At 64.0% G+C, this 25,761-nt stretch carries 20 protein-coding genes; 9 read left to right on the top strand and 11 right to left on the bottom strand.

The annotated features are described in order from the left end of the window. Window positions 1-10: 10 nt before the first annotated feature. The 3 genes from spoT to ACVWVP_RS02330 are packed head-to-tail and all read left to right on the top strand — an operon-like array spanning window position 11 to window position 3,322. Window positions 11-2,116, top strand: a complete 2,106-nt coding sequence (spoT, locus tag ACVWVP_RS02320; protein WP_178920349.1) for a bifunctional GTP diphosphokinase/guanosine-3',5'-bis pyrophosphate 3'-pyrophosphohydrolase — start codon at window positions 11-13, stop codon at window positions 2,114-2,116. A gap of 25 nt (window positions 2,117-2,141) precedes the next feature. After that, on the top strand, window positions 2,142-2,522 hold the full coding sequence (locus tag ACVWVP_RS02325; protein WP_003176922.1) for a RidA family protein: 381 nt from the start codon (window positions 2,142-2,144) through the stop codon (window positions 2,520-2,522). A 56-nt stretch (window positions 2,523-2,578) separates the two neighbouring features. Beyond that, the gene (locus ACVWVP_RS02330; RefSeq protein WP_457404404.1) at window positions 2,579-3,322 is read left to right on the top strand and encodes a hypothetical protein; all 744 of its coding nucleotides are present in this window, start codon (window positions 2,579-2,581) and stop codon (window positions 3,320-3,322) included. A 126-nt stretch (window positions 3,323-3,448) separates the two neighbouring features. On the opposite strand, the gene ACVWVP_RS02335 is transcribed toward ACVWVP_RS02330, so the two are convergent. Beyond that, window positions 3,449-4,300, bottom strand: a complete 852-nt coding sequence (locus ACVWVP_RS02335; protein ID WP_178920354.1) for an SDR family oxidoreductase — start codon at window positions 4,298-4,300, stop codon at window positions 3,449-3,451. 188 nt (window positions 4,301-4,488) lie between these two features. On the opposite strand from ACVWVP_RS02335, the gene exbB reads away from it, so the two are divergent. The 6 genes from exbB (at window position 4,489) to ACVWVP_RS02365 (ending at window position 11,389) form a co-directional block, all read left to right on the top strand. After that, window positions 4,489-5,469 carry a tonB-system energizer ExbB gene (exbB, locus tag ACVWVP_RS02340; RefSeq protein ID WP_457404405.1) on the top strand — a complete coding sequence of 327 codons (981 nt, stop codon included), beginning with the start codon at window positions 4,489-4,491 and terminating at the stop codon, window positions 5,467-5,469. 6 nt (window positions 5,470-5,475) lie between these two features. Beyond that, window positions 5,476-5,901 carry a TonB system transport protein ExbD gene (exbD, locus tag ACVWVP_RS02345; protein WP_003195519.1) on the top strand — a complete coding sequence of 142 codons (426 nt, stop codon included), beginning with the start codon at window positions 5,476-5,478 and terminating at the stop codon, window positions 5,899-5,901. After that, window positions 5,898-6,647: an energy transducer TonB family protein gene (locus ACVWVP_RS02350; RefSeq protein ID WP_178920358.1), complete on the top strand. Its 750-nt coding sequence runs from the start codon at window positions 5,898-5,900 to the stop codon at window positions 6,645-6,647. Before exbD ends, ACVWVP_RS02350 begins: the two co-directional genes overlap by 4 nt. A 153-nt stretch (window positions 6,648-6,800) precedes the next feature. After that, a complete protein-coding gene (locus ACVWVP_RS02355) occupies window positions 6,801-7,721 on the top strand; it encodes a hydrogen peroxide-inducible genes activator (protein WP_178920360.1) in 921 nt (306 codons plus the stop codon). Between the two features lie 8 nt (window positions 7,722-7,729). Then, complete coding sequence (recG, locus tag ACVWVP_RS02360) at window positions 7,730-9,805, top strand: ATP-dependent DNA helicase RecG (protein WP_178920363.1); 2,076 nt, start codon at window positions 7,730-7,732, stop codon at window positions 9,803-9,805. Window positions 9,806-9,988: 183 nt separating this feature from the next. Continuing rightward, entirely contained in the window at window positions 9,989-11,389 is a 1,401-nt protein-coding gene (locus tag ACVWVP_RS02365) for an aminoacyl-tRNA deacylase and HDOD domain-containing protein (RefSeq protein ID WP_259172387.1), read from the top strand. 132 nt (window positions 11,390-11,521) lie between these two features. Here ACVWVP_RS02365 and ACVWVP_RS02370 read toward each other — a convergent pair whose 3' ends face one another. From ACVWVP_RS02370 to ACVWVP_RS02415, 10 genes are all read right to left on the bottom strand, one after another. Further along, window positions 11,522-11,896: a helicase gene (locus tag ACVWVP_RS02370; protein WP_176994467.1), complete on the bottom strand. Its 375-nt coding sequence runs from the start codon at window positions 11,894-11,896 to the stop codon at window positions 11,522-11,524. 124 nt (window positions 11,897-12,020) lie between these two features. Beyond that, entirely contained in the window at window positions 12,021-12,944 is a 924-nt protein-coding gene (gene tagQ, locus ACVWVP_RS02375; protein WP_178920367.1) for a type VI secretion system-associated lipoprotein TagQ, read from the bottom strand. Window positions 12,945-13,028: 84 nt separating this feature from the next. Then, a complete protein-coding gene (locus tag ACVWVP_RS02380; RefSeq protein WP_178920369.1) occupies window positions 13,029-14,738 on the bottom strand; it encodes a formylglycine-generating enzyme family protein in 1,710 nt (569 codons plus the stop codon). Further along, complete coding sequence (locus ACVWVP_RS02385) at window positions 14,731-15,915, bottom strand: ABC transporter permease (RefSeq protein WP_457404409.1); 1,185 nt, start codon at window positions 15,913-15,915, stop codon at window positions 14,731-14,733. Before ACVWVP_RS02385 ends, ACVWVP_RS02380 begins: the two co-directional genes overlap by 8 nt. Next, the gene (locus tag ACVWVP_RS02390; protein ID WP_178920373.1) at window positions 15,915-16,619 is read right to left on the bottom strand and encodes an ABC transporter ATP-binding protein; all 705 of its coding nucleotides are present in this window, start codon (window positions 16,617-16,619) and stop codon (window positions 15,915-15,917) included. Before ACVWVP_RS02390 ends, ACVWVP_RS02385 begins: the two co-directional genes overlap by 1 nt. Continuing rightward, a complete protein-coding gene (locus ACVWVP_RS02395; RefSeq protein ID WP_457404411.1) occupies window positions 16,619-19,603 on the bottom strand; it encodes a serine/threonine-protein kinase in 2,985 nt (994 codons plus the stop codon). The genes ACVWVP_RS02390 and ACVWVP_RS02395 overlap by 1 nt, the downstream gene beginning before the upstream one ends. After that, window positions 19,600-20,319: a PP2C family protein-serine/threonine phosphatase gene (locus tag ACVWVP_RS02400; RefSeq protein ID WP_178920377.1), complete on the bottom strand. Its 720-nt coding sequence runs from the start codon at window positions 20,317-20,319 to the stop codon at window positions 19,600-19,602. The genes ACVWVP_RS02395 and ACVWVP_RS02400 overlap by 4 nt, the downstream gene beginning before the upstream one ends. After that, the gene (gene tagF, locus ACVWVP_RS02405; RefSeq protein ID WP_457404413.1) at window positions 20,320-20,973 is read right to left on the bottom strand and encodes a type VI secretion system-associated protein TagF; all 654 of its coding nucleotides are present in this window, start codon (window positions 20,971-20,973) and stop codon (window positions 20,320-20,322) included. Further along, window positions 20,970-24,470, bottom strand: coding sequence for a type VI secretion system membrane subunit TssM (tssM, locus tag ACVWVP_RS02410; RefSeq protein WP_457404414.1), 3,501 nt, complete (start codon window positions 24,468-24,470; stop codon window positions 20,970-20,972). Before tssM ends, tagF begins: the two co-directional genes overlap by 4 nt. Continuing rightward, window positions 24,467-25,756, bottom strand: coding sequence for a DotU family type VI secretion system protein (locus tag ACVWVP_RS02415; protein WP_176994476.1), 1,290 nt, complete (start codon window positions 25,754-25,756; stop codon window positions 24,467-24,469). Before ACVWVP_RS02415 ends, tssM begins: the two co-directional genes overlap by 4 nt. Window positions 25,757-25,761 lie beyond the last annotated feature (5 nt).

Raw genomic sequence — 25,761 nt, forward strand, 5'->3', positions numbered from 1 at the left:
AGTTAACACTTTGCCGAGCATAGACGCCCTCGCCGATCGCTTATCGACCTACCTCGGCCCAGACCAGGTCAACCTGGTCCGCCGAGCGTATTTCTACGCCGAACAAGCCCACGACGGCCAACGCCGCCGCAGCGGCGAGGCGTATGTCACCCATCCTCTTGCGGTGGCAAACATTCTTGCCGAGATGCACATGGACCATCAGAGCCTGATGGCCGCGATGCTGCATGACGTGATCGAAGACACCGGCATCGCCAAAGAAGCGCTCAGCGCGCAGTTTGGCGAAACCGTGGCCGAACTGGTCGACGGGGTCAGCAAACTGACCCAGATGAACTTCGAGACCAAGGCCGAAGCCCAGGCGGAAAACTTCCAGAAGATGGCCATGGCCATGGCCCGCGATATCCGCGTAATTCTGGTCAAGCTGGCCGACCGGCTGCACAACATGCGCACGCTGGAAGTGCTGTCTGGCGAGAAACGCCGGCGCATCGCCAAGGAAACCCTGGAAATCTACGCGCCGATTGCCAACCGGCTGGGCATGCACGCCATTCGCATCGAATTCGAAGACCTCGGCTTCAAGGCCATGCACCCGATGCGTTCAGCGCGCATCTACCAGGCGGTCAAGCGCGCCCGGGGCAACCGCAAGGAAATCGTCAACAAGATCGAAGAGTCCCTGAGCCATTGCCTGGCGATCGACGAGATCGAGGGCGAGGTCAGCGGCCGGCAGAAACACATCTACGGCATCTATAAAAAGATGCGCGGCAAGCGCCGGGCCTTCAACGAGATCATGGACGTGTACGCGTTCCGGATCATCGTCGACAAGGTCGACACCTGCTACCGTGTGCTGGGCGCTGTACATAATTTGTACAAACCCCTGCCGGGGCGCTTCAAGGACTACATCGCGATCCCCAAAGCCAACGGCTATCAGTCGTTGCATACCACGCTGTTCGGTATGCATGGCGTGCCGATCGAGATCCAGATCCGCACCCGCGAAATGGAAGAGATGGCCAACAACGGCATCGCCGCCCATTGGCTGTACAAATCCAGCGGTGACGAGCAGCCAAAAGGCACCCATGCCCGTGCCCGCCAGTGGGTCAAGGGCGTGCTGGAAATGCAGCAACGTGCCGGCAACTCCCTCGAATTTATCGAAAGTGTGAAGATCGACCTGTTCCCGGACGAGGTCTACGTGTTCACGCCCAAAGGCCGGATCATGGAGCTGCCCAAAGGCTCCACGGCGGTCGACTTCGCTTATGCGGTGCACACCGACGTGGGCAACAGCTGCATTGCCTGTCGGATCAATCGTCGTCTCGCACCGCTGTCCGAACCGCTGCAAAGCGGCTCCACGGTCGAGATCGTCAGCGCACCGGGCGCACGCCCGAACCCGGCCTGGTTGAACTTCGTGGTCACCGGCAAGGCGCGCACCCACATCCGCCACGCCCTGAAACTGCAGCGCCGCTCCGAGTCCATCAGCCTCGGCGAGCGCTTGCTGAACAAGGTGCTCAACGGCTTCGACAGCGCCCTGGACAAGATCCCGGCTGAGCGCGTCCAAGCGATGCTCCACGAATATCGCCAGGAAACCATCGAGGACCTGCTGGAAGATATCGGCCTGGGCAACCGCATGGCCTACGTGGTCGCCCGTCGCCTGCTCGGCGAAGGCGAACAGTTGCCAAGCCCCGAAGGCCCGCTGGCGATTCGCGGCACCGAGGGCCTGGTGCTCAGCTACGCCAAGTGCTGCACGCCGATCCCGGGCGACCCGATTGTCGGTCACCTGTCGGCGGGCAAAGGCATGGTGGTGCACCTGGACAACTGCCGCAACATCACCGAAATCCGCCACAACCCGGAAAAATGCATCCAGCTCTCGTGGGCCAAGGATGTCACCGGCGAATTCAACGTCGAGCTGCGGGTGGAGCTGGAACACCAGCGCGGCCTGATCGCGCTGCTGGCCAGCAGCGTCAACGCGGCCGACGGCAATATCGAGAAAATCAGCATGGACGAGCGCGATGGCCGCATCAGCGTGGTCCAGTTGGTGGTCAGCGTCCACGACCGCGTGCACCTGGCCCGCGTGATCAAGAAACTGCGCGCCTTGACCGGGGTCATCCGCATCACCCGCATGCGTGCCTAACCCACTTCATTACAAGGAGTCACACATGACCAAGACCGTTATCACCAGCGACAAGGCCCCGGCCGCCATCGGCACCTACTCCCAGGCAATCAAGGCGGGCAACACCGTCTACATGTCCGGCCAGATCCCGCTGGACCCGAAGACCATGGAACTGGTGGAAGGCTTCGAAGCCCAGACCGTACAGGTCTTCGAGAACCTCAAGTCCGTTGCCGAAGCCGCTGGCGGTTCGTTCAAGGACATCGTCAAACTGAACATCTTCCTCACCGACCTGAGCCACTTCGCCAAGGTCAACGAGATCATGGGCAAGTACTTCGAACAACCCTACCCAGCCCGTGCCGCCATCGGCGTTGCCGCCCTGCCAAAGGGCGCACAGGTTGAGATGGACGCGATTCTGGTCATCGAGTAAAACACCCGGCGCAGCCCCCAAAGGCTGCGCCGACTTTGTTTCAGAAGGATTTCGTAATGCGCAAAGCGCTTGTAGCCTCATCGTTGCTCGCCCTGTTGCTCGGCGGCTGTGCCAGCAACCCCGCCGACCTGGATGTGAGCGGCACCTGGATCAACCAGGTCGCCATCGATGCGGCAGCCAAGGGCGGCCCTTTGCGTGAAGCCCTGCAAACCTATGGCCCCAACCTTGAATGGGAAGTGAACACCAAGGCTTCGCAGGCACGCTACTACAACGGTTTTGAAGTAGCCGAAGGCAAGTTGCTCGGTGAGAAATCCGGCGCCTGGAGCGTGGACTTCTACGGCAGCACAGCCACCGAACTCAAGCGCAAAGGCAAACAACTGCTGCAAGTGGCCAATGACAACGAGCCTGAGCAGCTGTTCGCCCGCGCCAAAGACCCTGCCCCGGAAGGCGCGCCGCTGGGCGCCAACTTCGAACGCGCACTGTATGCGGCCTACATTGGCGGGGATTGGAAGATCAAGGACGGCAACGGTGACGGCGCCACCGTACAGTTCCAGGCCAATGGCCAAGTGGCTGGCCTGCCGGGCGTCGACCAGTATTCGCTGTGCCTGGCGGGCGACTGCGCCTCCATGAGCGGCGGTTACGACAGCATCTGGCTGCAACTGAACGGCAAGGGCAACCCGTGGATCTTTGCTCGCAAGGACAAGCAACTGGAAATCTTCCAGGCGGTGAACACTGCGCAGGCGGATGAAGTGCCGCAGTTCACCCCAGGCCCTCGCCAATGGCTGCTGGAAAAACAGTAAGCACGGCATCACATAGATCTGAATGTGGGAGCTGGCTTGCCTGCGATGACGGTGTCACATCCAATGCAGATGTGACTGACACACCGCTATCGCAGGCAAGCCAGCTCCCAGATTTTTTACCGCGTTTCAGCCTTTGAGAATCGCGGCATAGCCTTCGCGATACGTTGGATACGTCGGTTTCCAGCCCAACGCCTTGACCCGTGCATTACTGCACTGCTTGCTCCCCGCACGCCGCACGCTCGCGTCGTCCGCCCATTCGGTCACGCCCAAATACTCACGCAACCAACCCACCACCTCGGCCAACGGTGCCGGCGCATCGTCGACGCCAATGTAGACCTTATCCAACGCGCCGCCCTGCTCCACGTGCCGCAACAAAAACGCCAGCAAGCCCGCCGCGTCATCTGCATGGATGCGGTTGCCATACAAAGGCGGATCGATGGCCACGCGGTAGCCCTGGCGCACCTGGGTCAGCAGCCACTCACGGCCCGGGCCGTAAATGCCCGTCAGGCGCACGATGCTCGCGGGGATGCCGCTGCTGAGCGCCACTTGCTCGGCTTCAAGCATGACCTTTCCGGAATACCCCTGCGCCTGGGTGTCGGACGTTTCGTCGACCCACTCGCCATTCTGCTGCCCATACACACTGCTGCTGGATACAAACAGCAGGTGTTTCGGCGCCTGACCGTAGTCCTGCAGCCACTCCAACACATGCTGCAAACCTTGCACATAAGCAGCGCGATAGCCGGCTTCATCGTGATCGGTCGCCGCCGCGCAATACACCAGATAATCCACGCCACCGATCGGCCAAGTGTCGGGGCAGTCTTTGTTGAACAGGTCACCAGCGATGCCGATCACCCCCTGTGGAAGCCGCGAAATATCGCGGCGCAGGCCATGGACCTCCCATCCAGAGGCGAGCAACTGGCTAGCCAGCCGACTACCCACATCACCGCAACCGGCAATCACAACAGAAGGCGCAGACATTACAAAACTCCATGACTAAAGGCGCAGATTAGCCGCCGGAGATGACCAGCGGCCAGTAAAAGGACAAATTAAGTAACTGTATTACTTTTGTTAACAAGAATTACTTGCAATAATAACCACCCATTTGTCCTCGACCCCCACGGGTCTGGCAGGACGATCACTCATTTTTTCTCTCAGGTCCGGCCAGCATGACACGTAATACAAACCCCGCTTCGCCAACCAAGCCTCACAGCCCATCCCGCGCCTGGCGCGCGATTGCTGCGTTGCTGTTCAGCGTAATGCTGGCGCCGACCGCCGCATTCGCTGACGCCACTGCCCCAGCCGCTCCGGCTGCTGCCGAGCACAACGCAGCCACCCCGGCAGTGCCTGGCGCGGCACCTGCGGCCACCGACCCGGCCCAGGCTGCAGCCCCTGCCCCAGCCGACGACTCGGGCGTCGTGCTCGAAGAAGACAACTCCCTGGGCATGGCCCACGACCTGTCCCCATGGGGCATGTACCAGAACGCAGACGTCGTGGTGAAAGCCGTGATGATCGGCCTGGCCATCGCCTCGATCATCACCTGGACCATCTGGATCGCCAAGGGCTTCGAGCTGTTGGGCGCCAAGCGCCGCCTGCGCACTGAAATCGTCCACCTGAAAAAGGCCACCACCCTCAAGGAAGCGAGCGAAACCGCGACCAAGAAGGGCACCCTGGCCAACCTGCTGGTACACGACGCGCTGGAAGAAATGCGCCTGTCGGCCAACACCCGCGAAAAAGAAGGCATCAAGGAACGCGTCAGCTTCCGCCTGGAGCGCCTGGTCGCTGCCTGCGGTCGCAACATGAGCAGCGGCACCGGCGTGCTGGCAACCATCGGCTCCACCGCTCCCTTCGTGGGCCTGTTCGGCACCGTGTGGGGCATCATGAACAGCTTCATCGGCATCGCCAAGACCCAGACCACGAACCTCGCCGTCGTTGCCCCCGGCATCGCCGAAGCCCTGCTGGCCACGGCCCTGGGCCTGGTTGCCGCGATTCCTGCCGTGGTGATCTACAACGTCTTCGCCCGCTCCATCGCCGGCTACAAGGCCCAGGTGTCGGACGCGTCGGCAGAAGTGCTGCTGCTGGTCAGCCGTGACCTCGACCACCTGCCTACCGAGCGCAGCTCGCAACCGCACATGGTGAAAGTGGGGTAATCGGCCATGGGCCTGCATTTGAATCAAGGCGACGACGAACTCGTCGAGAACCACGAAATCAACGTCACGCCGTTCATCGACGTGATGCTGGTGCTGCTGATCATCTTCATGGTGGCAGCCCCCCTGGCGACCGTGGACATCAAGGTCGACCTGCCTGCGTCCAGCGCCAAGCCTGCGCCGCGGCCGGAAAAACCGATTTTCCTTAGCGTGAAGGCCGACCAGCGCCTGTTCCTGGGCGAAGAAGAAGTCAAAGCGGAAACCCTGGGCCCGGTGCTCGACGCCAAGACCCAAGGCAAGAAAGACACGACCATCTTCTTCCAGGCCGACAAGGGCGTGGACTACGGTGACCTGATGAGCGTGATGGATGCCCTGCGGGCAGCCGGCTACCTCAAGGTCGGCCTGGTCGGACTTGAGACGGCAGCCAAGAAATGATCACGACGCGCCACAAACTGACGCGGTATGGCACCAGCCTCGCCGTCGTGCTGGGCGTGCATGCCGTCGCGATCATCATCGCGCTCCAATGGTCTGCGCCGCATCAGGTGCAGTTGCCGCCGGCGGCCATGGTCATCGACCTGGCACCGATGCCAGCTCCACCCCCTCCGGCTCCGCCCAAGGTGATTACGCCGCCGCAGCCGCCTGCACCGGTGGAAGAGCTGCCCCTGCCGAAGCTGGCCGAGGCGCCCAAGCCAACGATCCAGGTGCCCAAGCCGGTCAAGCCAAAACCCAAGCCGCAACCGCCCAAGCCCGTGGAGAAAAAGCCCGAGCCGCCCAAGGAGAAACCCTCCGAGGAGCCGCCGAGCGAAACGCCACCGACCAACGCGCCCGCTGAAAAATCGGCCCAACCGGCTCCCGGCCCGTCGCCTCAGCAGATCGCGGCCAAGGCTTCTTGGGAAGGCACCCTGCTGGCCCACCTGCAGAAGTACAAGAAGTACCCGCCAGGCGCCTTGCAGCGTGGCAAGGAAGGCATGAACCGTCTGCGCTTTGTGGTGGATGGCGAAGGCAATGTGCTGTCCTTCGAGTTGGTGGGCCGCTCCGGCAACTCCGACCTGGACCGTGCAACCCTGGCCATGATCCGTGATGCCCAGCCACTGCCCAAGCCACCGGCTGACATGTTGAAAGGCGGCAGCATCGAAATTGTTGCGCCGTTCGTTTACAACATCGAGAAACGCCGCCGCTAACACCTGTAGGAGCTGGCTTGCCAGCTCCTACATTGATTTACTGCATCAGCAAAATCCTCCCTATTCCCCGCTCAATCCCCACCAAAGTTCTGATAACGTGCGTCTATCGATTGCAGCCGGTATGCTTGGCCCGCAACCTCATGGACGCTCGCTATGACTCTTACAGAATTACGCTACATCGTGACCCTCGCCCAAGAGCAGCACTTCGGCCACGCGGCCGAGCGTTGCCATGTCAGCCAGCCGACGCTGTCGGTGGGTGTGAAAAAGCTTGAAGACGAACTCGGTGTGCTGATTTTCGAGCGCAGCAAGAGCGCCGTGCGCCTGACTCCGGTGGGCGAAGGCATCGTTGCCCAGGCCCAGAAGGTCCTGGAGCAAGCCCAAAGCATTCGCGAACTGGCCCAGGCCGGCAAAAACCAGCTGACAGCACCGCTCAAAGTCGGCGCCATCTACACCGTCGGCCCGTACCTGTTCCCGCACCTGATCCCGCAACTGCACCGCGTTGCGCCGCAGATGCCGCTGTACATCGAAGAAAACTTCACCCACGTACTGCGCGACAAACTGCGCAACGGCGAGCTGGACGCGATCATCATCGCCCTGCCGTTCAACGAAGCGGACGTGCTCACGCTGCCGCTCTACGATGAGCCGTTCTACGTGCTGATGCCGGCCACCCACCCGTGGACGCAAAAAGACACCATCGACGCCGGCCTGCTCAACGACAAGAGCCTGCTGCTGCTGGGTGAAGGCCACTGCTTCCGCGACCAGGTACTGGAAGCCTGCCCGACCCTGACCAAGGGCAACGACGGCGCCAAGCACACCACCGTGGAATCCAGCTCCCTGGAAACCATCCGCCATATGGTCGCCTCCGGCCTGGGCATTTCGATCCTGCCACTGTCGGCCGTGGACAGCCATCACTACGCCCCCGGCGTGATCGAAGTGCGCCCGCTCACGCCACCGGTGCCGTTCCGTACCGTGGCGATCGCCTGGCGCGCGAGCTTCCCACGGCCAAAGGCCATTGAGATCCTGGCCGACTCGATCCGCCTCTGCTCGGTGGCCAAGCCGCCTGTTGCGGGCTGACTAGCCGTATGACCGAGTTGTCACAGGTGTCGGTGACGGCACTCAAGGGTGTCGGTGAAGCCATGGCCGAGAAATTGGCCAAGGTCGGCCTGGAAAACCTCCAGGACGTACTCTTCCACCTGCCCCTGCGCTATCAGGATCGCACTCGCGTGGTGCCCATCGGCCACTTGCGTCCTGGGCAGGATGCGGTGGTCGAAGGCACCGTCAGCGGCGCCGACGTGGTGATGGGCAAGCGCCGCAGCCTGGTGGTGCGCCTGCAGGACGGTACCGGCGGCCTGAGCCTGCGCTTCTACCATTTCAGCAATGCGCAGAAGGAAGGCCTCAAGCGCGGCACGCGCGTACGCTGCTACGGCGAAGCACGCCCGGGCGCGTCGGGCCTGGAGATCTACCACCCGGAATACCGCGCCATCACCGGCGACGAACCGCCGCCGGTAGACACCACCCTCACCCCGATCTACCCGCTCACCGAGGGCCTGACCCAGCAGCGCTTGCGCCAGTTGTGCATGCAGACCCTGACGATGCTTGGCCCGAAAAGCCTGCCCGACTGGCTGCCCCTGGAACTGGCCCGTGACTACCAGCTGGCGCCGCTGGCCGATGCGATCCGCTACCTGCATCACCCTCCGGCCGATGCCGATGTCGATGAATTGGCATTGGGCCATCACTGGGCCCAGCATCGCCTGGCGTTCGAAGAACTGCTGACGCACCAGTTGTCCCAGCAGCGCCTGCGCGAAAGCATGCGCTCCCTGCGCGCGCCGGCCATGCCCAAGGCCACAAAACTGCCTGCCCAATACCTGGCCAACCTCGGCTTCGCCCCAACCGGTGCCCAGCAGCGGGTGGGTAATGAGATCGCCTACGACCTCAGCCAGAAGGAACCCATGCTGCGCCTGATCCAAGGCGACGTAGGCGCGGGCAAGACCGTGGTCGCCGCCCTCGCCGCCCTGCAGGCCCTGGAAGCCGGTTACCAGGTAGCGCTGATGGCGCCCACCGAGATCCTCGCCGAGCAGCACTTCATCACCTTCAAGCGCTGGCTCGAACCGCTGGGCCTGGAGGTGGCGTGGCTGGCCGGCAAGCTCAAGGGCAAGAACCGCACAGCCGCGCTGGAACAGATTGCCGGGGGCGCACCGATGGTGGTGGGCACACACGCGCTGTTCCAGGACGAAGTGCAGTTCAAGAACCTGGCGCTCGTGATCATCGACGAACAGCACCGCTTTGGCGTGCAACAGCGCCTGGCCCTGCGCCAGAAAGGCGTGGGCGGGCGCATGAGCCCGCACCAGTTGATCATGACCGCCACGCCGATCCCGCGCACCCTGGCCATGAGCGCCTACGCCGACCTCGACACCTCGATCCTCGACGAACTGCCGCCCGGCCGTACGCCGGTCAATACCGTGCTGGTCACCGACACCCGCCGCGTCGAAGTGATCGAACGCGTGCGCGGTGCCTGCGCTGAAGGCCGACAGGCCTATTGGGTGTGCACGCTGATCGAAGAGTCCGAAGAGCTGACCTGCCAGGCGGCTGAAACCACCTATGAAGACCTCACCAGCGCCCTGGGCGAGCTCAAGGTCGGGCTGATCCACGGCCGCATGAAGCCCGCCGAAAAAGCCGCAGTGATGGCCGAATTCAAGGCCGGCAACCTGCAACTGCTGGTGGCCACCACGGTGATCGAGGTGGGCGTGGACGTGCCCAATGCCAGCCTGATGATCATCGAAAACCCCGAGCGCCTGGGCCTGGCCCAACTGCACCAATTGCGCGGCCGCGTCGGTCGGGGTAGCGCCGCCAGCCACTGCGTGCTGCTGTACCACCCGCCGCTGTCACAGATCGGCCGCCAGCGCCTGGGCATCATGCGTGAAACCAACGACGGTTTTGTCATCGCCGAAAAAGACCTCGAACTGCGCGGCCCCGGCGAAATGCTCGGCACCCGCCAGACCGGCCTGCTGCAATTCAAGGTCGCCGACCTGATGCGCGACGCCGACCTGCTGCCCGCCGTTCGCGATGCCGCCCAAGCCCTGCTCGAACGCTGGCCGGATCACGTCAGCCCCCTGCTCGACCGCTGGCTGCGCCACGGCCAGCAATACGGCCAGGTCTGACCGCTTTCCTGTGACCCGCTTCCCTGTGGCGAGGGAGCTTGCTCCCGCTGGGCTGCGAAGCAGCCCCGTTCCCGTCGACAACCCCCTCGCCACACGCCAACCACGTCACAAACCACAGTTAGTCGACCAACAGTTGTATCAAGCTGGTTATACTTCGGGAACTGTAAGAAATTGGATCAGGCCATGTCAGAAGTAGCCCTCGCCACAGCCCCGCTGACCGCTCCACCGGTTATTCGGGCTCTGCTCGCAAAGCTCGCCATCAGCTACACGGAAGTTGCCGAACAACCTGGCCTGAATCCCGCACGAAAGGTCCAGGCGGTGCTGCTGGAAGATGCCGTGGGCGCACTCATGGTGCTGTTCCCCCAGAACCAGTTGCTCGACCTCAACCGCCTCGCCGAACTCACTGGGCGCCGCCTCACCGCCGTCGCGCCGGAGCGTGTCGAACGCATGCTGGGCAAACATGACCTGAGCCTGCTGCCGGGCCTGCCGGCACTGACCACCTCGCCGTGCCTGTACGAAGGCAGCCTGCTCAACGAGCCCAGCCTGCTGGTGCATTCGGGTGAAGCCGGCCTGCTGCTGGAAATCTCCAGCGACGACTTTAAGACCATGCTCACCAAGGCCAGCGCCGGCCACTTCGGCGAGCCGCTGAGCAATATCCGCCCCAACCTCGACCGCCCTAACGATGACCGCGAGGAAATCACCCAGGCGATGCAGGCGTTCACCGCCCGCCGCATCCAGCAGCGTCTGGAAGCGACCATCGAGATTCCACCGCTGGCCGACACCGCGCAGAAGATCATCAAGCTGCGGGTCGACCCCAACGCCACCATTGATGACATCACCAGCGTGGTCGAGACTGACCCCGCGCTGGCCGCACAAGTGGTGAGCTGGGCGGCGTCGCCGTACTACGCCTCGCCGGGCAAGATCCGCTCCGTGGAAGACGCCATCGTGCGCGTGCTGGGCTTCGACCTGGTGATCAACCTGGCACTCGGCCTGGCCCTGGGCAAGACCCTCAGCCTGCCCAAGGACCACCCACACCAGTCCACGCCCTACTGGCACCAGTCCATCTACACCGCCGCCGTGATCGAAGGCCTGACCCGTGCCATGCCGCGCGCCCAGCGCCCGGAAGCCGGCCTGACTTACCTCGCCGGCCTGCTGCACAACTTCGGTTACCTGTTGCTGGCCCACGTGTTCCCGCCGCACTTCTCGCTGATCTGCCGTCACTTGGAGGTCAACCCGCACCTGTGCCACAGCTATGTGGAGCAGCACCTGCTGGGCATCAGCCGCGAGCAGATTGGCGCGTGGCTGATGCGCTACTGGGACATGCCGGACGAGTTGTCCACAGCCCTGCGCTTCCAGCACGACCCAACCTACGACGGCCAATACGCCGAGTACCCGAACCTGGTGTGCCTGGCGGTGCGCCTCCTGCGCAGCCGTGGAATTGGCTCTGGCCCGGATGAGGCCATTCCGGACGCGCTGCTTGAGCGTCTGGGGCTGACCCGAGACAAGGCTGAGGAAGTGGTGGGCAAGGTGCTGGATGCCGAAGTGCTGTTGCGTGAGCTGGCGTCCCAGTTCAGTCAGGGCTGACTCTTTAGCCAGTCAGACCGCTATCGCAGGCAAGCCAGCTCCCACAGTTGACCGAGTACATTCTTTGGAATGCGGTTGAATGTGGGAGCTGGCTTGCCTGCGATGAATCCCACTCGGTTTACCTGAAAAACCCTACTTCTTTTTCTTCGGCTTCAAATACTTGGTCAACCCCTGGAACCAGATCACCAGCGCCGGGTTGCCCTTGATCTGGATCGTCTTGTCCTGAATCCCCGTCATGAACGCCAGTTGCTTGTTCTTCGCCTGCATCGTGGCGAAGCCGAAGGCGGCGTCCTTGAACGCGATGGCGAACGCCGGCGAGGGGTGAACACCCGAGCGGCTGGTGATGCGCTGGTCTTTGACGATGAAGTGACGGGCAACCTTGCCGTCGAGGGTCTGCAACTGGAACGCCAGGTCTTTGTCACCCAACTGTTGCTGGAAGGCAGGATTGGTGCGGCTGGCTTTGCCCATCATCAGGCCCAGCACCCACAGGAGAAGACGAAATTTCATGCACACGGCCTCGGTGTAATTATTGAGTGGCCGCAGCAGTGTAACGATTTGTCTGGGGAACGCCACCGATCTCGCGCTTTACCAGGAGATCGGTTGGCGTTTAACGCTTATAGCAACATGTTACTTAGACGTTAGGGCAAGGCACCGGCGCCCAGTCAGCCAGGTTCGGATCGCGGCAAGTGCCTTCGATCTGCGCTTTACCGGCGCTGGCCACTTGCTTGCTTTCAGCTTGCTTGGCCTGCACGGTCTGGATGCTCTTCTCGGTGGTCACCGCTTCTTTCGGCACGGTAGGCAGCACTGGCTTCTTCGCAGGCTTCACGGCTTTCTTGCCCTTGGTCGGCGCAACCGGCGGCGTGGTGTCGGCTTGGGCCACAGTCACCACGTCGGTACGCTGCACACCCACTTGCTGCAGGTCTTTCTCGTAGGCCTGGGTGTAGTTGTTCAGGTCTTCGCTGGCTTTGCCGTTGACCGCAACGATCAGGTCATTGGACTCTTTCAGGCCCGCGACGATTTCCGCCAGGCGCTTGCGGCCTTCGGTGTCGTTGACGGTCTTGGCCTTGCGGTCGTTAACCAGCTTGGTGAACGCACTCTGGTAGCACTGCTGCGACGCACGGGCGTAGGCGGTGCTGCGGTCGATGTCCGAGGCGCTCTTGTTGAAATCGGTGGAGTAGGACGCGATGCGCTGGTTGTCATCGCTGATCTGCTTCTGACGCTCGGTGTAGTAACCGGCAGCACCGCCGGCCAAGGCGCCGCCTGCCGCACCGATGGCAGCGTTGCGGCCGCGCTTGTCGGAGTCGCCGGTCAGGGCGCCCAACAACGCACCACCCGCCGCACCCAGGGCCGCGCCGGTGACGACCGACTTGGTCATGTCCGAATCGGTGGCACGCAGGTGCTGCACCGGCTCGTAGCAGTTGGGGTAGTACTCGACCTTGGTGCTCGACGCGACTTTGGAGGTCGGCGACGTGGCGCAACCGGTCAGCACAGTGCTGAAGCCGGCTGCGATCAGCAGCAAGTGACGCTTGGAAACCGCCTTACGGGAAAAAAGCATAGGTGTGTTCTCTTTTAAGTTTGACTTGCCCAGCACGGCCCACCGCCGCCTGAGTCCCTTCCAAGCTCGCCATACAGCCAGCGATCATCGCTGTCCGCTCGCTGCGAGCAATTCCTTCAAGATCGTTGCCGGGTCGGCCCGCTGTTGCTTGCGGTAATTGCCGACATGGCGAACGAACAGTGTTGCGCGCGTCACCAGGCTCTTGCCGAGCACTGGCTTGCGATCCAACTCTTCCTTGATCCGTTGAAACTGCGCCTGGATCACCGCATCGGTGTAACGCGTGCCGGTGGCCAGGTTGTCGATGTAGATCGCCACCGCGCCATCCAGCGCGCTGCGGCCGTTGTCGATGGCCGTGGCAAACAGCTGCGCGCTGGCCTCGTCCTTGTTGTCCAGGGCCTGCTGGCGACTCTTCTGCAGGTTGGCCAGGCGAATGTTGTAGTTGCTGATGGTTTCGGCCACCAACGCGGCCGACTGGATCAGGTTGCCCGCCGCTTCTTCGCGCTGCTGGGCGATCAGCGAGACGTTGCGCTTGAGCTCTTCGTTGACCAGCCCCAGCTCGGCTTGCAGCTTGGGGTCGACGCTGGCGGCGATGATGCTGTCCAGGCGCTTGGTCGGGTCCTGGGCGTCGTCGATGGCGTCGGTCAGCGAGGCCAGGCGGCCCTCTTTCTGCCACTGGGCAAACAGCTCCTTGTAACGCGAACGCGGCGCCGACAGCGCGCCAATCGCCACACGAAACCCTGTGGTCTCGTTGCTTTGCTCGGTACCATCGGCGGCAAACAGCGGGTACTCGCGGCGCATGCCGGTGAACAGCGTGCCCTCGCCTTCCAGGTAGTTGCCGCCCTTGACCACAAAGCCGCCGTAGGTGCCCTGGCGGCGACCGGCGTGGACCAGCTGGAAGGATTCCTGGACCATTTCTGCGGCGTTGCCGATCACATCAAACATACCGATGGGGTTGGGCAACTTGGTGCCGATGGGCATCAGGCGAGCAGCCTGGCCGGTGCCACCGGCAACCTGGTTGAACACCGCGTAATCGGCCAGCGGGCCGTCGCTGTCGCTGCCCTCTGCGCGGCGTGGAAACAGGCGCCCTTCCAGGTCCTGGCGGCTCACCGCCTGGCCACCACGTGCGGCGAACTCCCATTCCACTTCGGTGGGCAGGCGCACAAAGCCCAGGCCGCCGTCTTCGGCCGAAGAGCCGCGCCCGCTCACGGGCAGCAGGTCGCGGTGGTATTTCATCAGCCAGGCGCTGTACACCGCCGAGAAGCGCTCAGCCTCGAAGCGCGATAGTTTCACCTTGGGCAAACGCGCCGCCATGCCCGTCGGTGCATCGCACGCCGGGGCCGGCTCGCCGCTGGCCAGGGACTGCGCCTGGGACATCACTTGCGCGTACTGGCGTGTGGTCACTTCGTACTTGCCGATGAAGTACAGCATCGGCTTTAGCGGGGTCTTGGCGTCGGTCTTGGGCATCAACGGCGCGATGACCTTGTTCCAGTCCTTGGGCAGGTCCTTGAGGGTGAATTGGCCGTTGATGAAGTCGCGGCGGTAGCCGGAAATGAACGACTGCTGATAACCCGCCTCGCCTTCGGCAAAGGGGTAGCCGAGGCTGATCTCGCGGTCATCCAGGGTGCCCTGGGCCAGCACGTAGGCGTAGCGGAACAGCATGTTGCCGTCGCACGGCAGCGGCAGGCTCACATCGCCTTCCAACGGCTTGGGGTTGTCCAGCTTGTCGCTCGCCTCATCGGCCCAGGCCATCGAGGCCAGGCTCAGCGCCACGCAGGCGCCCAGTAACTTATACATCTCTGATTCCTTCAGAAGCCTGGATACGCGCCACTCGCCAACCCCCACAGGCTGCCGCCACGGCGCTTACGCCCAGGACAGCAACCAGGGCCAGGCCGTAGTGACGCGCCAGCAGATGGCTGGCGTATTCGCCCGGCACCTGCACAAAGAGTTGATTCAAACCCGCCTCGGCCACGCCATACAGCGCGGCACTGAGCACGGCGGCGGCACTTGCGCTGTACAGCGCCTGCACCACCACAAACAGCAACAGCCCACCGGTGGAAAACCCCAACAGGCGCAACACCGACAATTCCCGACGCTTGCGCGCCACGGCGGCCAACGCCCCGGCGAAGATCGCCGCAAACGCCCCCACCCACGCCACCCCGGCAATCACCCAGAACACAATCGACAGGTTGCGGCTCAACGACTGCACCTGCGCGATGGTCTGGGCCTGGGTCGAGACCAACAGGTTCTGCCCGGCGAAAAACACTCGCAGCCGCTCCACATCCGCCAGGTTACGGGCGTACAAGCGAAACGCCGGATACACCCGCTGCTCACCCACACCCGCCGCTTCACCGTCCCAGCCCAACGCCGGCACTGCTCGGCCATCGCGATAATCTTCCGCCGATTCCAGCAAGCCCAGGTCGGCAAACAAACCGTCACGGGCAAAGGCTTCCAGCGGCAACACCGCCAGCACCTGCAAGCGTGTGCGCCGGGCCTCGACACGCCCCGCCACTTGCCGGGCAAAGCTTGCGTCCAACCAATCGCCAGGCCGCGCCGCCAGCTTTTCAGCGGCGGTGTGGCTCAGCACAATCTGCTCCAGCCCCATGGGCATCGGCAGGCCGTTCAATAGCGGATCACCCGCGGCCGTCGGCAGCATTTCCAGGGTCAAGGTGCCCACCTGCGCGGTCGCCGCAATCTGCCGCGTACGCGGTACGGCAAACGCCACATCACTACGCTCGCCAAGCTGCTGGATAAAAGCGCTGCTGAATCGACCACCGCCCAGCGGAATAATTTCACGGGTGGCGGGGTCGGTCTCCAAACGTTCGGTCAAACTGCTAACCAGTCCAAATTTCAACCCGAATAACACCAGCAGCGGCGCGATCACCGCCACCAGCGCCAGCACTGAACAGACCGACAACCAGGCATCATTGCGATAGTCCTGCCAGGCCAGCGACGCCACCAAACCGATACGCATCAGTACGCCTCCCCAAGAGTGGCGGTGACGCCGCCGTCGGTATCACGACGGCAACTGATGCGCCTTACCTGCAAGCCACTGGCACGGGCCAGAGGTTCGTCATGGGTGGCGATCACACAGGCGGCACGGTGCTCCCGGGCCTGGGCCAGCAACGCCTGCATCACCCGTTCGGCGTTCAGCGGGTCGAGGGAGGCGGTCGGCTCATCGGCCAACACCAATTGCGGCGCATGGGCCAGGGCGCGGGCACAGCTCACGCGCTGGCGCTGACCCACCGACAAGGCGGCGGGCTTCTTGGCCAGTTGGTCGCTGATCTCCAACTGTTCGGCCAGGCGCATCACGCTGCCGTCATCCCTCAAACCCAGCAGTTGGCGGGACAACGCAATATTGCTGCGCACATCGAGAAAGCCCAGCAAGCCACCGGTTTGCAGCACATACCCCAAGTGCTGGCTGCGCAGGGCGGCCAGCGTGGTTTGCTGATCACCGCGCCACAGCCCGGCGATGTCGTGCTGATGGAATTCAAACTGCCCGACCTGATCGGGCGCCAACACCAGCGCCAGCAGGTCCAGCAAGGTGCTCTTGCCGCAACCGCTGGGCCCGACGATTGCCACTTGCTCACCCGCACGCAGCGCCAGCGCCGGGATTACCAGGCTATAGCGCTGGCTACCAACGCCCCGGCTCTTGTGCACCGCGCTCAGGTTCAACATCACGGCAACGTCGACAGCGGCACGCGGTACAACGCATCGCCCGGCTCGGCATCGCCGAAACGGACCCAGTTGGCCACGTCATTGTGGAAGGTTTCGTAGAGGCGGATCTTCGAATCCAGCTCGTCGATAAAGTCTTCCTGCTCGGCCACGCTCAACGACAACCACAGGTCCTGGGTCATGTTCAGCGACTTGCTGCGGTACGGCAGGCCTTCGAGGTATTCGCCGAGGATGCCGCCGTCGGCCAGGTTGCCGCCCTTGCGCAGGGCCTGTGGGTCGCGGCTCATGTAGGCCGAGGCGCTGGCGATTTCCTGGAAGAAATCCTTGGGTGAGGTCTGGGTCTTGCGCGCAGCATCGACGATCAGTTTCAGCGACTGCTGCAGGTCGTTGAGCTGCAACTTGGTCAGCATCACGCACACCTGGAACGCCGGCAGTGCCGGGTTGGTGAGGTCACGGTCGGCGGTCCAGGCGCTGACCAGCTGCGGCGCCTGGCTTGCGCTCTTGCGACCGAGGAAGTCCATGTGCATCGCATAGCCCACCGCCGCCGACTTGTCCGCCAGGCTCGGTGCACTGCTCAGCAACGGCACCGGTTGCGGCGTGTTGCTGCGCACCTGGTGCACGAGGTTGGCGAACACGCTGCCGATCTCGTCCACACGCTCACCCAGCTTATGCACGTCGCCACCCGGCACCGGCGTGTACAGGTCGCCGATCTGCGGGTTGGCGTCTGCCGTGAGGATGCGGTACTGGCTCTCGGCGCCGGCGTGGGTTTTCTTGCCGGCATCGGTACGCAGGTGAAGGGCATAGATCTTGATCTGCTTGCCCAGCGCCGCCTGGCGCACCTCGGCCTCGTTCATCTGGGTGGCGGCAAACGGGTCGTTCTTGCGCAGCGCACCCGCATCGGTCACCAAGAGGATGATGCGCCCGCCGTAGCCAGACCAGTCCATGCCATCCACCGCCTGCATCACACCGGCGAAGGCATCTTCGTTGAAGGAATGGCTGGACACGGTCGACGCCTTGACCTGGCGCGCCATGTCGAGGAAGCGTTGCGGGTCGCGGCCCTGGTCGAGGGTGATCAAGGTCTTGGCCACATACTCCAGGCCCGGGGTTTTCTTGATGCTGTTACGGAACCCCACCAAGCCAAAACTCACGCTGTCCAGCTCGCCGCGCTCGGCAATACGGGTTTGCAGCTCGTGCACCACGTCGCGCACCTGGTCGATATAGGGCTGCATCGACACGGTGGTGTCCACCACCAGCACCACGGCGGTCCGGAAGGCGTCGGCGTTGGCGCTGATCACCGGCGTGGCGGGCTTGGCCGCTGCGCCGCCGGGGTCGATGGACGCCACATTGAGCAGCTGCACCGGCTGACCGTTTTCGTCGAAGCTCTCTTTGGAATCGAAGATCGGCAACAGGTAGAACTGGTTCTGCGGCACCGCGCTCGCCGTGGGTTCCAGGGCCAGCACCTGGCCGTTGTCGTCACGGTTTTTCTGCGCCTTGGCCAATACACCTTTGGCGGCTGCCGGGTCAGCCAACAGCTTTTCCACCTCAGCGGATTGGCGCAGGAACATCACCGGTGCCCGACCCGAGCGTTCGGTGAACTTGAGCACCAGGCTCTGCTTCCAGTCGCTGACTTGGGCCGCAGGCAGCCAGCCGTCGCTGCGCCCATCGGTGGCGGCACCGACGCGAACCCACGGGCTGCCGTCGACGTCTTTGCGCTGATAGACATACAACACGGAAAACGCCGGCAACGCCTTGCCCGGCGCACTGCCGGCCTCTGCCGAAAGCTTGGCGCCGGGCTTACTCAGGACCCGCTGGAACAGGGTCTTCTTGCCCGCCATCAGCAACGGGCGCTGGCCGCCATCCACCTCGGCCACCGATGCAACGGGCGTAGGCGGTGGTGTGACCGTCGGCACCACGGCAGCTGAAGGCTTGGCGGCAGGGGTATCGCTGCCACTCAACCACCAGTAACTGGCGCCGCCAATGGCCAATGCAACCGCCACCGCAACGGCCGCCAGTGCCAACACCGGACCGCGACGCTGCTCACTGTGCTGGGTGGGCGGCACCACCGGTTGGCGCACCGGCTGGGGTTTGTCGGTGGGGATCTCGATGGACTCTGGTGTGATGCCAGCCAAGTCGAAACTGACTGGAGTCGGAACCGGTATCGGCAACGGCCGTACCAGCGTCGCTTCCGGCGAGTCTGCCGGCAGTTGATCCAGCGCACGCAGCAAGGCCGCCGCATCCGGAAAGCGTTCTGCCGGGTCCTTGGCCAACAGCTTGCGCAGCACGTCCTGATAACGGCCGTGGTGCACCGGCAACTCCGGCAGGGGTTCGGTCAGGTGTGCCAGCGCAGTGGAAAGCGCATCGGTGCCGGTGTACGGCAACTTGCCCACCAGGATTTCGTAGAGCACCACGCCCAACGCGTAAAGGTCGGCGCGGCCATCGATCTCCTGGCCTCGCGCCTGCTCCGGGCTCATGTAGCTCGGCGTGCCCACGGCAAACCCGGCCTGGGTGAACTGGGTGCGATCGTCCAGGGACTTGGCGATACCGAAGTCCGACAACACCGCCGTGCCATCGGCGCGAAACAGGATGTTCGCCGGCTTCACGTCGCGATGCACCAGGCCCTGGGCATGGGCATAGCCCAGCGCCGAGGCAATCTGGCGGATCAGCGTCACGCCCTGCTCCGGGGTCATGCCGGCGGCAATGCGCTCCTTGAGCGTGCCATTGGGCAGGTATTCCATGGCCATGTAATACAACTCACCGACATTGCCGATGTCATGGATGGTCACGGTGTGCGGGTGGGACAACCGCGCCAGGGTCTTGCCCTCGCGCAAAAAGCGTTCGCAGAAAGTCGGATCCGCCGCCAAGGCCGCCGCCATCACTTTCAGTGCCACCTTGCGCTCCAGCGAACGCTGGGTCGCCAGGTATACGCTGGCCATGGCGCCTTCGCCGATCTCGCCGTCGATGTCATACCCCGGAATCACGATGTTCATGGCGAGACCTTCACGACAATGGCGGTGATGTTGTCCGGTGCGCCCCGGTTAAGCCCCAGGTGCACCAGGCTGCGCACGATTTCGTCGGGGGCGTCGTGGCTCAGCACTTCGCGGATTTCATGGTCTTCGACGGTCTTGTTCAGGCCATCGCTGCACAGCAGGTAGCTGTCGCCGGGGGCGATCAGCAGGTCGGTGACAGCCAGGTCCAACTGCGCCTCCACCCCGATGGCGCGGGTGACGATGTTGGCGCGCGGGTGTACGCGGGCGTCGGCTTCGCTGAGCAGGCCGCTGTCTTGCAGGTCCTGCACGTAGCTGTGATCGCGGGAGATGCCTTCCAGCACGCCATCGCGCAGGCGGTACAAACGGCTGTCGCCGGCCCACAGGCACACGCCTCGCAGACCGCGCGCCGCCAGCACCACAACGGTGCTGCCCATCAGGCTCACGCCACGGTTGGCGGTTTCTTCACGCACGGCGGCGTTGATGCGGATCAGGTCATTGCGCAGGGCCGCCGAGTACTCGTCCAGGGAACGCCCCACCGGCACGCCGCGCAGGCTGTCGACGATCAGGCTGCTGACATAGTCGCCCGCCGCATGCCCGCCCATGCCGTCGGCCACCACCCACAGGCGGTTCTCCGGCAGGTCCAGGCACGCGTCTTCGTTGACCTGGCGGACCATGCCCACATGGCTTTTGCTCGCGGATTTGAACGTCGACCCCATCTACACCACACCTTCTTGTCCGAGCAAAAACTGCGCAAAATCGCCGGCGGCAGGCAGGCCCTGACACCGTAATAAACCAGGGGAAATCTGTTGCGAGCCACGGCCCCACCACAGGCTCGCCCCTTCGCAGGCCTGTTCGGCCAGCGCGGCCAGGCGCCCGTGGGGCACGGTGGCGGCCACCCGTTGCAGGCCGGCGAAACGGCTATCGACCGCGCGGGGTTCACTGCTCGGCAGGCCCAGGTTGTCGAGGCCCTCGTTAAAGCTTTCGAAGGTGGCGCCGGCCTCCAGGGTGCTGAGCAGCAGTTCTTCTGCTTGCTCGAACCAGGTGTCCGGCCCGCCGACCAGAGACGCGGGGTTGGTGTCGTGGTCGAGCAAGGTGACCACCGCCAGCGGAAAATAACGCCCGACCCGGTCAATGCTCGGCATCACCACACCCGCTGCGGCGTCCGGCCCGCACACGCCCGGCGCCAGCACAAAACGCCACAGTGGGCTGACCAGGTAGGTGTTGAGCCAGTCACCGCCGAGGCTGTTCTGACTGGCGAGCAAACCTGCTGCCAGCCAGCTGTCCCACGGGCCGATAAAGCTCTGGGGCAAGGCACGGCTGACAAAGTCACCCCGGCTGGCCAACTTGCCGTAGAAGCCCAGCGTCGTCATAGCCGCTCCGGCAGGCTGAAGCCGCTGAGTACCCGGCTCTTGAACGGGTTGAAGGCACTGTTGGCGCGCAACTCGTAGGCGATGCTTGCGCCGTCGACCCGCAGGCGCAGGTTGAAGCGGTCCGGCGAGTTGCCGGCCGTGAGGTCCGACTGCTCCAGCAGGCGGAACCAGGCCCACGGCCCGTCCAGGGTCACGCCGGAACGGCCACTGGCCGACGGCGGCATGATGGAAATCCGCACCACGCCAATGCTGCCGGGGTTTGGCCATTGCATGGCCACCGGGCGGCTGGGGCCGTGGTCGTAGCTCAGTTGCTGGCCGTCCAGATCCAGCAGGAACTGGGTGATGGTCGGGTCCATCGACACCGGCTTGAGTTCAAAACGCACGATGGGCTGGGTGCCCCCGGCGCGGAAGAACGCATCCCGGATCGCCGCCGCACGCTGGAAGGTTTGCAGCACGCCCGGGGCAATCCCCAGTTTCTGCGCCGCGCCCGGCTGCCAGCGCCAGGTCTGGGCCGAGGTGTCCACGTAAGGCTGCAGGTATTTGCGGAAGTAGTTATCCATCACCCCGCCCACCCCGAAGAACTGGCCGAAGTCGTCCAGGGTGGCATCCCGTGCACTGCCCGGCGCCATCGGGTAACGCCCGGCCAGGGACTGGCGATACACGTTGACCACTTCGCTGACCCACGCCGCGTTCAGTTGGTTACGCACCCCGCCCATCATGGTGTTGGTGGTGGAGTTGACCACCGACTTGACCATGCCTTGCACCAGCGGCGGCTGACGCTCGGCATTCAGGCTGACCCGCGTGGCCGCAGCCGCCGCCTGGTTCTTCGCCTCGCCGAGCAAGGCGTCGCCACTGGCACCGACCATGGCGCTGACCTGCACGTACAGCGCATTCATGTCGGACAGCAGGCCATCGATGGCCGCTGGCTCACCTTCGTTTTTGCTGACAATGCTGTTGAGTTCGGCAAAGTGCGCGGTCACCGGATCATCCGCAGCAGCCGGCGCGCTGGCCGTCGGTTGCTCCTGGCCGAGCAGGCTGCCCAGGCGCTCCTTGAGCTTGTCCACGCCGCCTTCCACCGGCACACCTTTGGCGGTCAGTTGGCGCTCTTCGGCTTGCAGGTCGGTTTCCTTGGCCACCGCCACCAGCAGTTTCTTCAGTGGCGAGGTCGGGCCGGAGATCACCCGCAGCACGTCGGCCGCCTGGGCCACGCTGGTGATCGGCACAAAGTCGATGTCTGCCAGCAGCGCGTCCCACTGGCGTTGATAGTCCTGGAAGTACAAACGGCGCACATCGCCGGCCAGGCTCACCACGTTTTGCTGATCCGCCTGTTCGTGGCCCAGCACCCACTGCTCTTCGGCCAGGGTGCCGGTCTGGTTCAGGCTGCTGAGCAAGAACGCCTGGCGATAGCCCTTGGCGGTGAAAAACCCACTCAACGGCTCGCCCAGGGGCTTGCCGCTTTTGCGGCTGAACACCAGCGCCGCATCACGGCCTGCGGCTTCGTTGAGGCGAAAATCCGGGATGCCTTCGGGCAGTTTCTGACGTTTGACCCGGTCATACACACGCTGCGCCACCGGCAGTTGTTGCAGTTGTCGGCGCAGGTCGTCGATCAAGCGTGGGTCCAGGCGCGCATTCGGCGGATGGCGCTCGAACAGCGCCTGCAAGTGCCCGCTCAGGGCCTGGCGCTGATCGGCCGGCAGGTCGCGCGGCAGGTTGCGGTCCCAGTCGAGGGCGATCCAGGCCTTGATGAAGTCCGGGTCGTAATGCTCGCTGTCGGCCAGCATCAGGTAGGCCTTGAGGCCTTCGTAGAGGAAGTCGGAATTGCCGCCGCCGTGCAGTTGCTCTTCGATGCGCGTCACCAGGCGTGGTGCAAACACGGCGATCAACAGCTTGCGGTAGACACTGGCCGACTCGGCTTCGAGCATATCGCCCTGGTAAAGCCCCAGCCCTTCGGACCAGCTCGGCGAGTCACCCGCCAGGTGCTTCACCGCGTTGAGCAATGGCAGCACGGCGAGGACTTCACGCTGCGCCGGACTCAGGCTCTGTACCGCCTGCCCCAGCGGCGCGACCTTCTGGTCAACCTGGGCGATGTAGGCCTGGTTGGCGCGATAACTCACCCACCACAGGCCACTGACCACCACGACCACCGCCACGGTGGCCGCCAGCACGCCACGCGCAATCCACTTGCGTCGACGCTCGACCTTGGGGTTCACGCCCACCAGCCCGCGTTCGGCAAACGCCACGGCGGTGAAGAGTTTTTCGATAAAGTAACTGCGTCCGGTGCCGCTCTGGCGCGCCAGTTGTTGGCGGTCCAGGTTCATGCTCTGGGCCATGGCGCCGATCAGGCGATCAATCGGGCTGCCCTCCTGGGTGCCGCTGGTGAAATACACACCGCGCAGCAACACGCGCTCTTCAAAGGCATTGGGTTTGAACACACCTTCGAGGAAGCTTTGCAGGCAATCTTTCAACGCGCCGAACTGCTGCGGGAAGCCGTAGATCAGGTCGCGGCGCGCCGGGTCGCGCTCCTGTTGCAGGCGTTCCACCAGGCGTTCGTTGAGGCGCTGTTCCAGCCCGGCGAATTCGCTTTGCAGGTGCGCCAGCGGGCTGTCGCTGTTCTTGCCATCGTCCAGGGCAAAGGTCATGCCCCACACCTGGGTGCGGTCTTCCTTGCTCAGGTTGTCGAAGAACTCCATGAAGCCTGGTACCAGGTCGAGCTTGGTCAGCATCAGGTAGATGGGGAAGCGCACGCCCAATTGGGTGTACAGCTCCTGGATACGCAGGCGGATGGCGGCCGCGTGGGCGGCGCGTTCCGCGTCGGTGCCCAGCAACAGGTCCGACAGGCTGATGGCGATAAACGCGCCATCGATGGGGCGGCGCGAGCGCTGCTTTTTCAGCAGGTCGAGAAAGCCCAGCCATGCGGCCTTGTCCACCGTGGAGTTGCTGTCCTGGGTGGTGTAGCGGCCTGCCGTGTCGAGCAACACCGCCTGGTCGGTGAACCACCAATCACAGTTGCGTGTGCCGCCGACGCCGCGCACCGCACCGGCGCCCAACTGGGCCGCCAATGGGAAATGCAGCCCGGAGTTGACCAGCGCGGTGGTCTTGCCCGAACCCGGTGGGCCGATGATCACGTACCACGGCAGCTCGTAGAGGTTGCGGCGCTCATCGCCACCCAACTTCGCCTTTTTCAGCAGTGCCAGGGCCTCGTCCATGCGCTGGCGCAGGGTGGTGAGTTCTTCGGCGGTGGCCACGCTGTTGGGGTCGGCCGGGGTTTCGGCGGCCAGGCTGCGCATCACTTCGGCGGCCTGGCGACGGGCCTGGATGATGCGAAATACGCGGTAGGCGATCCACACCGCGAACACCAGGATGATCAGCGCCCAGCGGCGGCCTTCCGGCACCAAGGCATCGAGCAACGGCCCGACAAACCAGATGATCAGGCTCAAGGCGATCAGGCCCAGCACCGGGATCACCCAGCGAATCATGAAACTGAAAAACGCCTTCACTCGACGCCCTCCGCCAATACAGTGATTTCAACCCGACGATTGCGGGCACGGCCTTCGGCTGTGCTGTTGGTGGCCACAGGCTCCGTGTCGCTGCGGCCTTCGGCGCTGAAGCGCTCGGCCTGGCCAGTCTTGGCCGCCAGGATCTCCAGCACCGACTTGGCCCGCGCTTCCGACAGCGCCCAGTTGGACGGGAAGCGCAGCGTGGCAATCGGCCGGTTATCGCTGTGGCCGGTGACGCGCACCTGGCCTTTCACTTTGCGAATGGCGTCGGCGATGCGCAGCATCAGCGGCTGGTAGTCATCGACGATGCTGGAACTGGCGGACGCGAACAGCTCGTCGCCCCGGATGGTCACCACCGAACGGTCCACTGCGTCTTCCACGGCCACGCGCCCGGCCTTGATGTCTTCTACCAGGAAGCCCGCCAGGCGTGGTCGCTCGATCACCTTGGGCTGCGCCACTGGGCGGTCGATGGCTTGCACCGGAATCTCGCCCAGGGCATGGATATTTTTGAACACCGGCTCGGCATCCGACGCCAGCTTGAGGCGCAAGCCGAACAGCAACGCCAGCAACAGCGCAACGCCGATGGCCACCGCGATCCACGGCGGCATGAATTGGGCCAGCCGATCGCGGGCCACGGTCACACCGCGCCAGTGCGGCGACAGCTCACGCTCGTGCTCGCCACGGGCGCTGCGAATCGCCGCAGCGGTACGTTCACGCAACGCTTCCAGCTGGCTGCGGCCGTCGTTCATCACGCGGTAGCGGCCTTCGAAACCCAGGCACATGCACAGGTACAACAGCTCCAGCAGGTACAGGCGTTCCCGTGGGCTCTGCAGGCAGTGGTCGAGCAACTGGAAGACCTTTTCGCCGCCCCAGGCCTCGTTGTGCACGGTGATCAACAGGCTCTGCTTGCCCCAATCGCTGGTGCTGCCCCACGGCGTGCTCAGCACCGCTTCATCAAGGGCGGTGCACAACGCGTAGCGCGCCAGCAGCACTTCATTGCGCGCAATACCGGCGGCTTCGGCGCGCTCTTCGAACTGGCGCAGGTACGCCAGCAACTGCGCACGCAGGCTGGCGGGCGCCGGGTGGGCGATGGTGTTGCGCAGACGCGTCAGCAGCGCCAACAACGGGCCAGCCGCACTTTCCAGCGGGTTGAGACCCTGGCTCTTGCCGGTGAGCATCGGCGCGGCCGGCATCGACAAAGGCGCGGGTTCGGCACGCGCGGGTTCTGGCGCACGGCCACCGGGGCGCGGCATGAACTGGGTGCGGTCGTCATCATTGGGATGCATCGCGG

The organism is Pseudomonas sp. TE24901 (assembly GCF_054058375.1).

Bases quoted from the DNA above. Each gene is read 5' to 3' on its own strand.
- exbB (WP_457404405.1), top strand. From the start codon at position 4,489: ATGACACGTAATACAAACCCCGCTTCGCCAACCAAGCCTCACAGCCCA.
- ACVWVP_RS02385 (WP_457404409.1), bottom strand. From the start codon at position 15,915: ATGCGTATCGGTTTGGTGGCGTCGCTGGCCTGGCAGGACTATCGCAAT.
- ACVWVP_RS02390 (WP_178920373.1), bottom strand. From the start codon at position 16,619: ATGTTGAACCTGAGCGCGGTGCACAAGAGCCGGGGCGTTGGTAGCCAG.
- ACVWVP_RS02355 (WP_178920360.1), top strand. From the start codon at position 6,801: ATGACTCTTACAGAATTACGCTACATCGTGACCCTCGCCCAAGAGCAG.
- ACVWVP_RS02350 (WP_178920358.1), top strand. From the start codon at position 5,898: ATGATCACGACGCGCCACAAACTGACGCGGTATGGCACCAGCCTCGCC.
- ACVWVP_RS02370 (WP_176994467.1), bottom strand. From the start codon at position 11,896: ATGAAATTTCGTCTTCTCCTGTGGGTGCTGGGCCTGATGATGGGCAAA.
- exbD (WP_003195519.1), top strand. From the start codon at position 5,476: ATGGGCCTGCATTTGAATCAAGGCGACGACGAACTCGTCGAGAACCAC.
- ACVWVP_RS02330 (WP_457404404.1), top strand. From the start codon at position 2,579: ATGCGCAAAGCGCTTGTAGCCTCATCGTTGCTCGCCCTGTTGCTCGGC.
- tagQ (WP_178920367.1), bottom strand. From the start codon at position 12,944: ATGCTTTTTTCCCGTAAGGCGGTTTCCAAGCGTCACTTGCTGCTGATC.
- ACVWVP_RS02415 (WP_176994476.1), bottom strand. From the start codon at position 25,756: ATGCATCCCAATGATGACGACCGCACCCAGTTCATGCCGCGCCCCGGT.
- ACVWVP_RS02365 (WP_259172387.1), top strand. From the start codon at position 9,989: ATGTCAGAAGTAGCCCTCGCCACAGCCCCGCTGACCGCTCCACCGGTT.
- ACVWVP_RS02395 (WP_457404411.1), bottom strand. From the start codon at position 19,603: ATGAACATCGTGATTCCGGGGTATGACATCGACGGCGAGATCGGCGAA.
- recG (WP_178920363.1), top strand. From the start codon at position 7,730: ATGACCGAGTTGTCACAGGTGTCGGTGACGGCACTCAAGGGTGTCGGT.
- ACVWVP_RS02325 (WP_003176922.1), top strand. From the start codon at position 2,142: ATGACCAAGACCGTTATCACCAGCGACAAGGCCCCGGCCGCCATCGGC.
- tagF (WP_457404413.1), bottom strand. From the start codon at position 20,973: ATGACGACGCTGGGCTTCTACGGCAAGTTGGCCAGCCGGGGTGACTTT.
- ACVWVP_RS02335 (WP_178920354.1), bottom strand. From the start codon at position 4,300: ATGTCTGCGCCTTCTGTTGTGATTGCCGGTTGCGGTGATGTGGGTAGT.
- ACVWVP_RS02400 (WP_178920377.1), bottom strand. From the start codon at position 20,319: ATGGGGTCGACGTTCAAATCCGCGAGCAAAAGCCATGTGGGCATGGTC.
- ACVWVP_RS02380 (WP_178920369.1), bottom strand. From the start codon at position 14,738: ATGTATAAGTTACTGGGCGCCTGCGTGGCGCTGAGCCTGGCCTCGATG.